The organism is Hydrogenispora ethanolica (assembly GCF_004340685.1).
GTDB classification, from domain to species: domain Bacteria; phylum Bacillota; class UBA4882; order UBA8346; family UBA8346; genus Hydrogenispora; species Hydrogenispora ethanolica.
On the sequence record NZ_SLUN01000015.1, the window covers coordinates 53,664 to 66,788 of the forward strand.

Here is a 13,125-nt window from a genome sequence, read left to right on the forward strand (position 1 = left end):
GATGAAATACATTTCGCTTTGATTTCAGTTGCATTCGGCTTTACAATGCAAATCTTCGTAAAGAAATTTATTTCATCCCGTATGGCAGGAATTGGAATGAAACGGCCCGAATTGATCATTCCATCTTCATCGAGAAAGGGCTTTTTCCATGGAACCGATCGATTTTAAACTGCTTTACCAGTACTCGCAGCGGCCCGCGGTCTTCGCCGCGAGCACCGCCTCGCTCTGGGACGACGAGCATATCTCCAAGGGGATGCTCGCGGCTCATTTGGACCCGGACCTGGAGGCGGCCAGCCGGCGCCATGCCTTCATCGACGCTTCGGCGGAGTGGCTGGAGAAGATCGCGGAGCTTCCGGCCGGCGGCCGTATCCTCGACCTGGGTTGCGGTCCCGGCCTGTATGCGGAGCGCCTGGCGGGCCGCGGCTATGCGGTGACGGGGATCGATTTCGCGCGGCGCTCGATCGAGTATGCCAAGGCCCGGGCCCAAGAGCGCGGCCTGGCCATCGACTACCGTTATCAGAACTACCTGACCCTGGAGGAAGAGAACCAATACGACCTGGCCATCCTGATCTATTGCGATATCGGGGTCTTCGCCGACCGGGAGCGGGACCGGTTGCTCCAAAAGATCCATGCCGCGTTGAAACCCGGCGGCCGGCTGGTCTTTGACGTGTTCACGCCGCTGCAATACCGGGATTTCCGGGAGTCTTTCCATTGGGAACACCGGCCTTCCGGCTATTGGCGGCCCTACCCGTACCTCTGCCTCCACAGCCATTACGCCTATCCGGACGAGGACGCTTATCTGGAACAGATTGCGGTGCTCGACGCCGCGGAGCAGCTGGCGGTATACCGCCTGTGGAACCGGGTGTACACCCCCGCCAAGCTGGATGCCGTCCTGAGCGCGGCCGGTTTCGGCAGCATCCGGTATTTCGCGGATGTGGCCGGCAAAGCGTTTGACGAAACCTCCAAGACCCTTTGCGCGGTGGCGCGGAAATGAAGCGGCGCACCGCTGGTTTCCGTCACCGTCCCGTACGGATCTGGTAGAATCGGTGGCGGCGACATATAATTAGGAGTAGGTTTACTCCCAGCGTCTTTCGAGAGGAGGGTCCGGCCCGCATGACGGATTCCCTGCAAAAAGCGATCGATGTCATTGTCCGGGTGGCCCAGCCCGACCGCATCATCTTGTTCGGCTCCCGCGCCAAAGGGGTTCCGGCCGCCGACAGCGACTATGATCTGCTGGTCCTCAAGCGAAATGTCCCCAAACCGCGCGCCCTGTCGCAACAGATCTATCTGAGTTTCAAAAACATCGGCGCGCCGGTGGATGTGATCGTGGCCGATTTGGACAATTATGAGCGGTTGAAGGAAGATCCGCACCTGGTGTATCACGCCGCGGCCAGAGACGGGGTCGTCGTCTATGAAAAATAGCGAAAAGGTAATGGCCTGGCTCAGGCGGGCCCAAAGCAATCTGGCCTTCGCCCAGGCCGGTCCGCTCTCCTCCGAAATCCTCTATGAGGATCTCTGCTTCAATGCCCAACAGGCGGCGGAGAAAGCGCTCAAAGCTTTTTGCATCGCCGCCGGGGTGGCTTTCCCCAAGACGCACGATCTCGGTTATCTGATCGAGCTGCTGGAGCGGGCCGGCATCCTCTTGCCCGAAGAATTGCAGCCGGTGAAGGTATTGACCGACTATGCGGTGGGAACCCGTTATCCCGGCAATTACGATCCGGTGACGGTGGAGGAGTACCGGGCCGCGGCCGGGCTCGCCGGGGAGCTGCTGGCCTGGGTCCGGCGGGAACTCGGCTTGGCCGCGCCATAATCGGCGCTGCGGCGGCTCTGAATCGGGCCGCCCGCGGCGCATGGGGGTTGGAGGATGGAACCAAAACGCATCGTGGTCTTGCTGGGGAGTCCCCGGAAACGCGAGACCTTCCAGGCCGTGCAGCAGTTTGAGCGGGCCTTGCGCGTCGCGTACCGGCCGGAGTTGGATTTTGAATATGTCTGGCTGCGGGATTTCCGGATCGAGCCCTGCGCGGGCTGTTTCGCCTGCCTGTCGAAGGGCGAGGAGTTTTGTCCCCGCCAGGATGACCGGGACTTGCTCCTGGTGAAGCTGTACCGCGCCGACGGGGTCGTCTTCGCCACCCCCAATTACGCGCTACAGGTTACGGCGCTGATGAAAAATTTCCTGGACCGGCTGGCCTTCGTCTTTCACCGGCCGCGTTTTTTCGGGAAGACGTTCATCGCCATCGTGACCCAGGGTGTCTTCGGCGGGAGCGGAGTGGTCCGCTATCTGACCAAGCTGGCCCGGATGTGGGGCTTTCAAGCCGCCCAAGGCGTCTGTATCAATACCATCGCGCCGCGCACCCCGGCCGAGGACGCCGTGCTCCGGCGCAAACTCGGGAGGGCCGCCGTCCGCTTCGCCCGGTGGTTGCGGCGGCCGGGTCCGGCGCGGCCTTCCTATTTCATGCTGACGCTCTTCCGGTTGATCCGTGCGAGTTACCGGGCGGTGCCCGATCCGGCCTCCCGCGACCGCCGCTATTTTCAGGAACACGGCTGGTTCGAGACGGAATATTTCTATCCGGCGCCATTGAGCCCCGGCCAACGAATCGTCGGAGCGCTGGTGGATTGGATGGCGGCGCGCCTGGCCAAGCGGCGCAGCGCCGAATTGGACAGGCGGGCGGGGGAGAGCGAGACGGCCGCCGGTGAACGGCGAAGGCGGGGCGGGTCATAACCGCCCATGCAACCGCTTCATGCCATCCCGGAGTCTGCCCGGACTCGCCGGGCAAAATGATCAACCTGGAAACCCACCTTTTCAACCCGAAGCGCGGCCGGCCCCGCGTTTTTTGTTTTGTTGGGCCAAAGCGCGGCCGGCGCAATGATTTTGTAAGATTTTCTTTATTCGATCCGACAAGGGAATAACGTTTCGCCGCCGAAACAAGAAGGGAGAAACGATTTATAAACCTGGAGGCGATATTTTGCAACTGGTTGTCGACACCCATACGCACACCCTGGTTAGCGGCCATGCTTACAGCACTGTCCAGGAGAATGCCCGGGCGGCCAAGGCGAAAGGCCTGGCGATGATGGCCATGACCGACCACGGACCGGCGATGCCCGGCGCTCCCACCTGGGTTTATTTTGAAAATTTGAAGGTGATCCCGCCGCTGTTGGAGGGGGTCCGGATCATCAAGGGCGCCGAGGTGAATATCACCGATTACCAAGGCCGCTTGGACATCCCCGACACCACCCTGCGCAAGTTGGATTTCGCCATCGCCAGCCTGCACGATCTCTGCCTGATCCCGGCGGGTATCGAAGAGAACACGGCGGCCATGATCCATGTCTTGCGGAATCCCTATATCGACGGCCTGGCCCATCCGGGCAATCCCCAGTTTCCGGTGGCCATCGACCGGGTGGTGGCTGCGGCGAAACAGTATCACAAGCTTATCGAGCTGAATAACCATTCGTTTACGGCCCGGGCGGGCAGCGCGCCCAATTGCCGGGAGTTCGCCGTCCAATGCAAAGCCGCCGGAGTGCGGGTCATCTGCGGCAGCGATGCCCATTTCAGCACCGGGGTGGGCGAGTTTGACCATGTCCGGCGCTTGCTCGAAACCGTGGCCATGCCGGAGGAACTCATGCTGAACGCCTCGGCGCCCCGTTTCGAAGCCTATTTGCAGGAGCGGAAGGAACGGATCGCCAAGGGAGATCCCGGCCGGTGAGGCCCGGAACTTTCGCGCCTCCGTTTTGCGTTTTTTTGGTTATCTTCAAGCCCCACAAGCCCGCCGCTGCACTGCCGGCGGGCGCTTCGTTGATTCGCCCTCCAATCGTTTTTCGAAGTTTCCCCGCCGCTCGCACGCAGGGTTGATTTCACTTTCGGCTGAAAATGAATATTGAATACAAGGGCCCGGCGCGTACATTTGCGGCGGGCCTTTGCCTGATTGAAACGGAACAACTGTAAGATGTGAAAAAGTGATATTCGCGCAAAGATTAAATCCCACTTAATGAGTTATTAATTTCAGACGGATACAATGGGAGTCGAATTAAAAGCCATGTGATAAAGTCCTCAAATTCGGAAATCACTCTTTCAAAGGATTAAAATCGACTTTATCACTTGCTTCTCTGAGCTTTTGTGTTCACCCCGGCCTTCGGCGGGGTTTATCACAACGTTTTTAAAAGCCATGGGATAAAGCGAGAGCGGATGACGATACTGCACAATATTTATATCGCTTCTCCGGTGCTATGGGCTTTCCCGCTGGAGCAGGTCATCGCGATCGTCCACGGGCGAGGTATCGGCGGCGTGGAGGTCTGGGCGGAGCAGGTTTGGTATCACCGGAGTTCCATCCGGGAGATCGTTCGCCTCAAGGACCGCTTTCAGATGAATCTGACCTCCCATGCGGCCAGCTGGGATCTGAATATTGCCGCCTTGAACCGCGGCATCCGCCGCCAATCGATCCGTCTCGTCAAACGATCGATCCTGCTGGCGGAGGCGATCGGGGCTAACAACATTACGATTCACCCAGGCCGGCTTACGCTTTCTGCCACCTGGACGGACTGGCATTTTGCCGTATTGACGGAGAGCCTTCAGGAGATCAGCACTTTTGCCCAAGCACATCAAGCGGTGATATCTGTTGAAGTGATGGAACCCGTCAAAAAAGAGTTCATCATTGACGCGCCGGCGGTGAACCGGCTTCTGTCACAATTGCCGGATTCGGTCATGGTCACGTTGGATGTCGCTCATCTGCCGCGCCAGACGGATTTTGACGATTATTTCGCAAAAATCAAGCGCATCAACAAGATTCACCTCAGCGACCGCAGTCAAGACCGGTATCATCTGCCGCTCGGCCAAGGTGATCTGGACTGCGCGGCGTTATTGAATGGTTTACGAGACTCCGGCCTGCCGTTAGTCATCGAAGGTCATGACGACCGGAAGGATCAGGCGGTATTGCGGGAAAACCTCGACTTTCTGCGGCGCTGGTTGGATTCAATAACAAAATAAGGAGTGGCTTGGATGAGCGGGATGAGACGAAAAAGTATCTGGATGACCCTGATGTTGGGAGTATTGACGCTGTCAACCGCCTGGTTTAACGCGGGAGTCAAAGCGGCCAATTCTTCCGGCGCCGACCTGAAAATCACCGGGAAGATTCTCTTGTACACCTCCCAACCGGACCAGGACGCCCAAGGCTTGGTCAGTGCGTTCCTGAAAAAGTATACCCAGGCAAAGGTGGAGATCTTCCGGTCCGGGACCGAAGAAGTGATCAGTAAACTGTTGGCCGAGGCCAAAGCCGGTTCGGTCCAGGCCGATGTCTTATTGGTGGCCGATGCCGTGACCTTTGAGCGGCTGAAAGAACAGAATCTGTTAATGCCCTACCGTTCGCCGGAGCTTGCCAAGATACCCAAAGCTTATATCGATAAGGACGGAATGTATACGGGCACGAAGATCATTTCCACCGCCTTGATTGTCAATACCAAAAGCGTAACCAAAATGCCGAATTCCTGGCGCGTGCTGACCGATCGGGCCTCCAAAGGGAAAGGCATCATGCCCAGTCCGCTCTATTCGGGCGCTGCTGCGTATACGCTGGGCGTGCTCATCCGCAAGGACAACTTCGGCTGGGATTATTATAAGGCGCTTAAGAGCAACGAGATCGCCATCACCCAAGGCAACGGCGGAGTAATCAAGTCAGTGGCGGCCGGTGAGAAATCCTACGGAATGGTAGTGGACTATATGGCGGCCCGAGCTAAGGCGGAAGGTTCGCCGGTGGAGCTGATCTACCCCAAGGAAGGCGTTACCGCGGTCACCGAGCCGGTCGGCATCGTCAAGGGCACCAAAAATGCGGCGCTGGCCCAAGCGTTTGTGGACTTCGTCTTGTCGGCGGACGGCCAGAAACTGGCGACCCAGATGGGTTACACGCCGCTGCGGGCGGGAATCAAAGCGCCTCAAGGTTTAAAGACCGTTAAAGGGATTAAAGTCATCGCTGCCGATATCAGTGAGTTGTACAAGAACCGGGACAATGACAAAAAACAGTTTTCAAGCATCTTTGAGCAATGAACCGAGGGGTAATGAATGGCTGACGACAGCGTCTTAAATGCGAACCACGGGGAGAAAAACCAGAGCGACCTGCTTTTTCGCCCCTTTTTCTTTTCCGGGAACTCCGGGAAAGGTTGGACCTGGGTAGCCCTGGCTTTGGTGATCATCGTCTTTTTCCTGCCGGTGTTGCGGCTGATCTGCTTGAGTTTCAGCGCCGCCCAAGGCATTTCCCTCGAAAATTACCGGCAAGTTTTGAGTGAAACCGCTACCTGGAAGATCCTTAAAAATACCCTGATCATCACCGGGGGCGCCACCTTGCTGGCGTTGCTGTTCGGGGTGTTGGCGGCCTGGCTGGTGGCATACAGCGATATCCGCGCCAAAAAATTGCTGCAAACCCTGATTGTTTTGCCCCTAATCATTCCTTCCTACATCATCACCCTGGCCTGGACTCAGTTGCTGAGTCCAGGGGGAATGGCCGCCCGAATCCTGGCGTTGCTGCCAGGAAACATAAAGCCCTGGAATATCTACAGTTTCGGCGGGATCATCATGATGATGGGGATTTCCTATTATCCGCTGGTTTACTTGTTGACCCGCGACGCGCTGCGGCGGATCTCCCGCGACGCGGAAGCGGCGGCCCGGGTCGCCGGACTGAATAAAACGCAGGTATTGTTGAAGATAACTCTGCCGCTGGCATTGCCCGGAATCGCCGGCGGCGGCTTGCTGGCTTTTCTGGCCAGTCTCGACAATTTCGGGATCCCGGCCTTTCTGGGGATTCCGGCGCGGATTAATGTCTTAAGCACCTATATTTATCAGCAGATCATCGGCTTTGGGCCCTCGGCATTCGCTCAAGGCGCCGCCCTCTCGGTGCTGCTTGGCCTGATCGCCTTGGCCGGCACCGCGCTGCAATGGTGGCTGGTACGAAAACACCATCACCTGGAGACGGTGGGTGAGGATCGGCTGCCCCGCTTGGCGCTGGGCAAGTGCCGGCCCTGGGTCGAGTTCTTGTTCGGATGCTTTCTGATCGGCGGCAGCGTCGTACCGTTGGTGGCCATGGCCATGGCTTCGTTGATCAAAGCCTACGGATTGGACTTCACGCCCGTTAATCTGACGCTCAAACACTATCATTTCATCCTGTTTGAGAGCCAGAAAACCCAATACGCGCTGCGCAACAGTTTGCTGCTGGGCCTGGCCGCCACGCTCATCTGTCTGTTTTTCGGGACGGCGCTGGCTTATTACCGGATGCGCCGGGCTTCCCGCTTCGGCAAACTGGTTGAGCTGGTGGTGGGGATCCCCTACGCCCTGCCCGGAATGGTGCTGGCCCTGGCGATGATCTTCAGCTGGATGGAGCCCCTGCCGGGTTGGAACCCGGGCATCTATGGCAGCATTTGGATATTGGTCATCGCTTACGTCACCCGGTTTATGATCTTACAGGTCCGGGGCAGTATTGCCGCGCTCATGCAAGTGGACCCGTCGATGGAGGAAGCGGCGCGGATCTGCGGCGCCGGCATGCCGGCGCGCTGGCGTAAGATCCTCGTTCCGTTGCTGTTGTCCGGCATCTGCAGCGGCGCGTTCTTGGTGCTGATCTCGGCTTTGACCGAGTTGACCTTATCCTCGCTTCTGTGGTCGAGCGGCGCCGAGACGATCGGGCTGACGATCTTCAATTTTGAGCAGGCCGGTTTTGTGACCTACTCGGCCTCCTTCTCCACCTTGGTGGTAATGTTGATTCTTGCGGCAGGCCTCCTGCTGCGGATCCTGCAAAAATTTTGGCAAAGCAGAGTGGTGCGCGAATGAATACCGAAATGATTCAAGTCAGTAAAAGGTTCGGCCGGTTTGAGGCGCTCAAAACGATCGATCTGACCATCGAACCGGGGGAGTTTGTAGCCGTGCTCGGTCCTTCCGGCTGTGGTAAAACGACCTTGCTTCGCCTGCTGGCCGGATTTGAGGCGCCCAGTTCGGGAAGGATTCTGATTCATGGGGTGACGGTCAGCGACGAAAATGAGATGTTGCCGCCCGAAGTCCGCAACATCGGAATGGTCTTCCAGTCTTTCGCCCTGTGGCCCCATATGAGTGTCCGGGAGCACTTGCGCTTCCCGATCCGCTATCATAAGTATACGCCGGCGGCGGTTCGAAAGCGTGAAGCGGAACGGATTGACGAGGTGCTGGCCCTGGTTGGGCTCAGCGAATTGGGGCAGCGGATGCCCAATCAATTATCCGGCGGCCAGAAACAGCGGGTGGCGCTGGCCAGGGCGATCGTCGCCAGACCTTCCTTGCTCTTAATGGATGAGCCGCTCAGCAGTTTAGACGCAGAACTCCGCCTGAATATGCGTCAAGAGATCCAAAACATTCATCGTTTGACCCAGACCACGATTGTTTATGTGACGCACGACCAAGCGGAAGCCCTGGCTATGGCGGATCGCATTGTCATTATGAAGGACGGCCGGATCGAACAGGCCGGCCGGCCCGAGACGATTTATAGCCGGCCGTCGACCGAATTCGTGGCCCGGTTTGTGGGGAAAGCCAATTTGGTGAAGGGAAAGTGGGACGGTGATCGCTTCTTCCCCGGCTGCGCTGCGCCGGGCATCACCTGGAACGGCGAAACGGTCGCGGCTGAACTCCGCAGTCAAGGATTATTTCCGGTAAGGCCGGAACAGTTTTTGATCACTCCGGATCGTCCGGGGATTCCCGGCCGGATTAAAAACGTGCAGTATCAAGGGAAGGAGGTTCATTACACCGTTGCGGTCATGGACGATTATTATGAAGTCCATTGTGCTGCTCTCCGCCGGTACACCCTTGATCAAGAAGTATCGCTGCAAATCGATTTGGGGCCGGAACCTTGAAGATTGTAGCTGCCGGTCTCCGCGGCCATTGGGCGGGGAGCGGATTGCGGTTAGCGAATTTTAATCCGGCGGGAAAAATAACCCCGTCGCGGAATAAATTTGAAGGTGATCCCGCAGCTATTGGAGGGAGTCCGGATCATCAAGGGCGCCGAAGTGAATATCACCGATTACCAAGGCCGCTTGCACATTCCCGCCTATTTGCAGGAGCGGCAGGAACGGATCGCCAAGGGGGATCCCGGCCGGTGAGGCCCGGAACTTTCGCGCCCCGTTTTGCGTTATCTTGGTTATCATTGCCAACCCAGCGATTGACATTCTTGCCATGATCCGCTCCTGGCCGCGTGGCAACGGGCGGCCGGGCGTGCGGCGGCGGCGGTGAAATCCAGGATGGCGCGAGGTGGAAAGACCCCATGTTCGATAAGTTGAAAGCCTTTGGCAGGGAAAAGATCCCCGGCGTTTGCGGGAAGACCCGCTGGCTTGGCAAGGCCTGGCGAGAGTTGTGGCAGTTTGGGCTGGTCTTTATTCTGACGTTCTTCGTGATCCAGCCGTTCGTGATCGCCTCCTACGATACGCCGACCGGTTCGATGGAGCCGACGATCATGACCAATACCCGGTATTTGGCGTTGCCTTCGGTATACGGGGGCTTTGTCCGATTCACAGCGATTAAGCTGCCGGGGTTCCGGCCGATCCGGCGCGGCGCGATTGTCATCTTCAAGTTTCCGCGGGATGAAAGTCAAAACTTTGTCAAACGGGTGATCGGCCTCCCCGGCGAGGAGGTGGCGATCCACGGGAAAACGGTGTGGATCAACGGGCAAGTGCTCCGGGAACCCTATGCCAGCTTTGATAATACCGTGACGGACGATTCCCGCGCGGACTACGGTCCGGCGGTGGTGCCGCCCGGCCAGCTCTTCGTCCTCGGCGACAACCGCGATAATTCGTGGGACTCCCGCTACTGGGGTTTCGTGCCGGTCGCAAATGTCTTTGGGACGCCGCTGCTGACGTTCTGGAGCTATGACGGGGAGCGGCACCGCCTCCGTTTCCGGGAGATCTTCAAAATCCTCCGCTAAGCCCCGTAAGCCCGCCGTTGCACCGCCGGCGGGCGCTTCTTTTTTTCGACCTCCCATCGTTTTCCCAAGCTTCATTGCCGCTCGCGCGGGCAGTTGACCGGGGCACCCGGGCAACTGCTTGAATGGCTCAAGCAGATGCCTGGATCATTCGTGCCATTCCTTGGATGACTTCAGTAATCGCTTTGCTCATTCAAGCAGTTACTTGAGCCACTCATGCAGATGCTTGAGTCACTCAAGTAACTACTGGAATGATTCATGTAGATGCTTTGGTCACTCAAGTAACTACCGGAATGATTCATGTAGATGCTTTGGTCACTCAAGTAACTACTGGAATGATTCATGTAGATGCTTTGGTCACTCAAGTAACTACTGGAATGATTCATGCAGATGCTTGAGTCACTCAAGTAACTACTGGAATGATTCATGCAGATGCTTGAGTCACTCAAGTAACTACTGGAATGATTCATGTAGATGCTTTGGTCACTCAAGTAACTACCGGAATGATTCATGTAGATGCTTTGGTCACTCAAGTAACTACTGGAATGATTCATGTAGATGCTTTGGTCACTCAAGTAACTACTGGAATGATTCATGCAGATGCTTGAGTCACTCAAGTAACTACTGGAATGATTCATGCAGATGCTTGAGTCACTCAAGTAACTACTGGAATGATTCATGCAGATGCTTTGGTCACTCAAGTAACTACTGGAATGATTCATGTAGATGCTTGAGTCGCTGCAGCAATTACTTCGATGACTCAAGCCATTCCTTTGATCAGCCAAGCAAGTACTTGAGCGACTCATGCCAATGTTTTGGCCGTCGCAGCAACCGCTCGACAGGCTCCGGAGAGCCCGGGGATGCTTACGCCCGGTGCTTGGCGATGAAAGTGGCCACCCCTTTGTCGTAGCGGTTGGGGTTCCAGCGCCCGGCCGATCCCGGAACCGGCTCCGGTGATCACGGCGACTTTTTCACGCAAATCTTTCATTTTTGGACCTCCTTTGAGGACGACTGAATCGATAGCCGTTTGCATATCAGCGGCTATACCGCGCGGTATAGGAAGGCGAGGCGGAATGGATTGATCCCGGCCCGCGGGGCGGGAGCCTAGCAGTAGATTCCGTGCATAAACTGGCGGACCGCGTTGCCGGCCAGTCCGGCGCGGAGTTCGATATAGCCGTTGAGGGCCAAGCCGATATAGGTATTGACGGTGCCCAGGAAGGTGGCGGCCAAGGCGAGTTCGCGGCCGCGCATCTTGGCGTGGTGGGCGGCGGCTTGCCGGAAGAGTTCCTCCAGCGCCAGATGCAGTCGTTCGTTGAGTTGCCGGACCGCCTGATTGGCCAGGCTTTGGCGCGGCGCGAAATACATCGCCAGCTGCATCCGGTAAAATTCTTGGTGAGCTTTGGCATAGTCAAAGAGCGCCGCCGCCAGGCGTTCCAGATTCAGCGAAAGGTCGCCCTGATATGCGGCGGCTTCCGATACCAGCCGGAGCAAGGGCTCGCCCCACTCAGCGACCAGCGTCTGTAAAAGCCCCTGCTTGCTGCCGAAATAATAATAGAGCGTCGGCTTGGTGATTCCGGCGGCGTCGGCGATTTCCTGGACGGCGACGCCGTCGTAACCGCGCGCCGCAAATAGCTGTAAGGCCCGGAGCAGGATGATGGAACGGTTATCCATGGCACCTCATTCCTTGGACTTATTTACCAGCCGGTATAGAAAGGATCATCCTTAGAATACGCGGAAAATGAACCGCTTATACGGTGAAAAACTGTTAATATTTTGCCTTTTTCCGACAAAATCCAGAAAAAATTGCTAAACTTTCTGGCCTTTAATCCGATAAATGATATAGGAACTCTGCATGAGGTGATTAATGGTGCTGGACTTTCTTAACGACCCCGCCACCCGCAAGCTGGAGCGCTCCATGGACGCCACAGTCCTCCGCAGTCAGTTGCTCTCCCACAACATCGCCAACGCCAATACGCCGGATTATAAACGGGTTGATCTCGATTTCGCCAGCGTTTTGGCTGATACGATGAACGACGGTTCCTCGCTGCCGCTGACGCGGACTCATCCCCGCCATCTTCCCATGGCGGAAACTTCCGAGGCGGCGCCGGCGTTCCGGGTGACTCGCGAATGGCGGACCTCCACCCGGCAGGACGGGAATAACGTGGATGTTGAGTTTGAAATGGCCCAAGTCGCCGAGAACACTTTGCATTATCAAGCCTTGGGCACCTCTTGGAAACAACAGATGAGCCGCTTGAAGATGGCTATCGAAGGGAGATAACCGATGAACCTCTTCCGCAACTTTGACATCAATGCCAGCGGGCTCACGGCGGAACGGCTGCGCATGGATTTGATCTCCAACAACATCGCCAATGCCAATAGCACGCGTACGCCGGACGGCGGCCCTTACCAAAGAAAGGTTCCGGTCTTCGCCGAAGTGCTCGACCAGGCCTTCGATGCGAATGGACGTCCCGTTTCCCGGGGCGCCGGAGTACGGGTGGCCGCCATTGAGAACGAGAATAAACCGCCGCGGCTGGTTTATGATCCTTCCCACCCCGACGCCGATGCCCAGGGGTATGTAGCGTATCCGGACATCAATCCGGTCGTAGAGATGGTGAATCTGATTACTGCCAGTCGGGCATACGAAGCGAATGTCACGGCCTTCAATTCGGCCAAGGATATCTTCCGGACCGCCCTCGATCTGGCGAAGATCTGATGAGGGAGGCGTGAATAATGGCAGCTTTACCGGTGAATCTGATCAACCCGATTTCACTGAGCCCCACCGAAAGTTTCTTGAAAAAACCCCTCGAACCCGTAGGCCAACCGGTTGAATCCTTCGGCAAGATCCTGGGGGATACTTTGGCGGAAGTGAACCAGTTGCAATTGCAATCCGCCAAGGCCGATGAGCAGTTGGCGGCCGGGACCCTCGATAATGTGCAAGACGCCATGATCATTGCTGAAAAAGCCAGTCTGTCCCTGCAATTGACCGTTCAGGTCCGCAATAAGGCGGTCGAAGCTTACCAGGAGATTATGCGGACGCAGTTCTAAAAGAGCTGTGATTAACCCGGCTAAAAAGCCGGAAGGGTCACAACGATTGCCTGAAGCAAGTGATAAAGTCGTTTTAAACCTTTTTTACAGGCTGATTTTCGTTTTGAGAGACTTTATCACATGGCTTCTAAAAGCGTTGTGATAAACCCTGTCCGAAGGCCGGGGTGAACACAAA

General features: G+C 56.9%; 16 protein-coding genes. 14 read left to right on the top strand and 2 right to left on the bottom strand.

Annotated features, from left to right (window positions below):
- The first annotated feature begins 148 nt into the window (after positions 1-148).
- From EDC14_RS13145 to lepB, 11 genes are all read left to right on the top strand, one after another.
- Entirely contained in the window at positions 149-994 is an 846-nt protein-coding gene (locus EDC14_RS13145; protein ID WP_132014761.1) for a class I SAM-dependent methyltransferase, read from the top strand.
- 119 nt (positions 995-1,113) lie between these two features.
- Complete coding sequence (locus EDC14_RS13150; RefSeq protein WP_132014762.1) at positions 1,114-1,422, top strand: nucleotidyltransferase domain-containing protein; 309 nt, start codon at positions 1,114-1,116, stop codon at positions 1,420-1,422.
- Complete coding sequence (locus EDC14_RS13155; RefSeq protein WP_132014763.1) at positions 1,412-1,810, top strand: HEPN domain-containing protein; 399 nt, start codon at positions 1,412-1,414, stop codon at positions 1,808-1,810. The genes EDC14_RS13150 and EDC14_RS13155 overlap by 11 nt, the downstream gene beginning before the upstream one ends.
- 54 nt (positions 1,811-1,864) lie before the next feature.
- Entirely contained in the window at positions 1,865-2,719 is an 855-nt protein-coding gene (locus EDC14_RS13160) for a flavodoxin family protein (protein WP_132014764.1), read from the top strand.
- 244 nt (positions 2,720-2,963) lie between these two features.
- A complete protein-coding gene (locus EDC14_RS13165) occupies positions 2,964-3,701 on the top strand; it encodes a phosphatase (protein WP_132014765.1) in 738 nt (245 codons plus the stop codon).
- 479 nt (positions 3,702-4,180) lie between these two features.
- Entirely contained in the window at positions 4,181-4,978 is a 798-nt protein-coding gene (locus EDC14_RS13170) for a sugar phosphate isomerase/epimerase family protein (RefSeq protein WP_132014766.1), read from the top strand.
- Positions 4,979-4,999: 21 nt separating this feature from the next.
- Positions 5,000-6,028, top strand: a complete 1,029-nt coding sequence (locus tag EDC14_RS13175) for an ABC transporter substrate-binding protein (RefSeq protein ID WP_132014767.1) — start codon at positions 5,000-5,002, stop codon at positions 6,026-6,028.
- 15 nt (positions 6,029-6,043) lie between these two features.
- A complete protein-coding gene (locus EDC14_RS13180; RefSeq protein ID WP_132014768.1) occupies positions 6,044-7,798 on the top strand; it encodes an ABC transporter permease in 1,755 nt (584 codons plus the stop codon).
- Positions 7,795-8,844, top strand: coding sequence for an ABC transporter ATP-binding protein (locus EDC14_RS13185; RefSeq protein ID WP_132014769.1), 1,050 nt, complete (start codon positions 7,795-7,797; stop codon positions 8,842-8,844). The genes EDC14_RS13180 and EDC14_RS13185 overlap by 4 nt, the downstream gene beginning before the upstream one ends.
- A 105-nt stretch (positions 8,845-8,949) precedes the next feature.
- Positions 8,950-9,090: a hypothetical protein gene (locus tag EDC14_RS27775; RefSeq protein ID WP_207930746.1), complete on the top strand. Its 141-nt coding sequence runs from the start codon at positions 8,950-8,952 to the stop codon at positions 9,088-9,090.
- 161 nt (positions 9,091-9,251) lie between these two features.
- The gene (gene lepB, locus EDC14_RS13190; RefSeq protein ID WP_132014770.1) at positions 9,252-9,908 is read left to right on the top strand and encodes a signal peptidase I; all 657 of its coding nucleotides are present in this window, start codon (positions 9,252-9,254) and stop codon (positions 9,906-9,908) included.
- Between the two features lie 799 nt (positions 9,909-10,707).
- On the opposite strand, the gene EDC14_RS13195 is transcribed toward lepB, so the two are convergent.
- Complete coding sequence (locus EDC14_RS13195; protein ID WP_132014771.1) at positions 10,708-10,893, bottom strand: Rossmann-fold NAD(P)-binding domain-containing protein; 186 nt, start codon at positions 10,891-10,893, stop codon at positions 10,708-10,710.
- A 116-nt stretch (positions 10,894-11,009) separates the two neighbouring features.
- Positions 11,010-11,576, bottom strand: coding sequence for a TetR/AcrR family transcriptional regulator (locus tag EDC14_RS13200; protein ID WP_132014772.1), 567 nt, complete (start codon positions 11,574-11,576; stop codon positions 11,010-11,012).
- A 193-nt stretch (positions 11,577-11,769) separates the two neighbouring features.
- On the opposite strand from EDC14_RS13200, the gene flgB reads away from it, so the two are divergent.
- From flgB to fliE, 3 genes are read left to right on the top strand one after another with little or no spacing between them, the layout of a single operon-like run.
- The gene (flgB, locus tag EDC14_RS13205; RefSeq protein ID WP_132014773.1) at positions 11,770-12,183 is read left to right on the top strand and encodes a flagellar basal body rod protein FlgB; all 414 of its coding nucleotides are present in this window, start codon (positions 11,770-11,772) and stop codon (positions 12,181-12,183) included.
- 3 nt (positions 12,184-12,186) lie between these two features.
- A complete protein-coding gene (flgC, locus tag EDC14_RS13210; RefSeq protein WP_132014774.1) occupies positions 12,187-12,618 on the top strand; it encodes a flagellar basal body rod protein FlgC in 432 nt (143 codons plus the stop codon).
- Between the two features lie 17 nt (positions 12,619-12,635).
- Positions 12,636-12,950 carry a flagellar hook-basal body complex protein FliE gene (fliE, locus tag EDC14_RS13215; protein WP_132014775.1) on the top strand — a complete coding sequence of 105 codons (315 nt, stop codon included), beginning with the start codon at positions 12,636-12,638 and terminating at the stop codon, positions 12,948-12,950.
- Positions 12,951-13,125 lie beyond the last annotated feature (175 nt).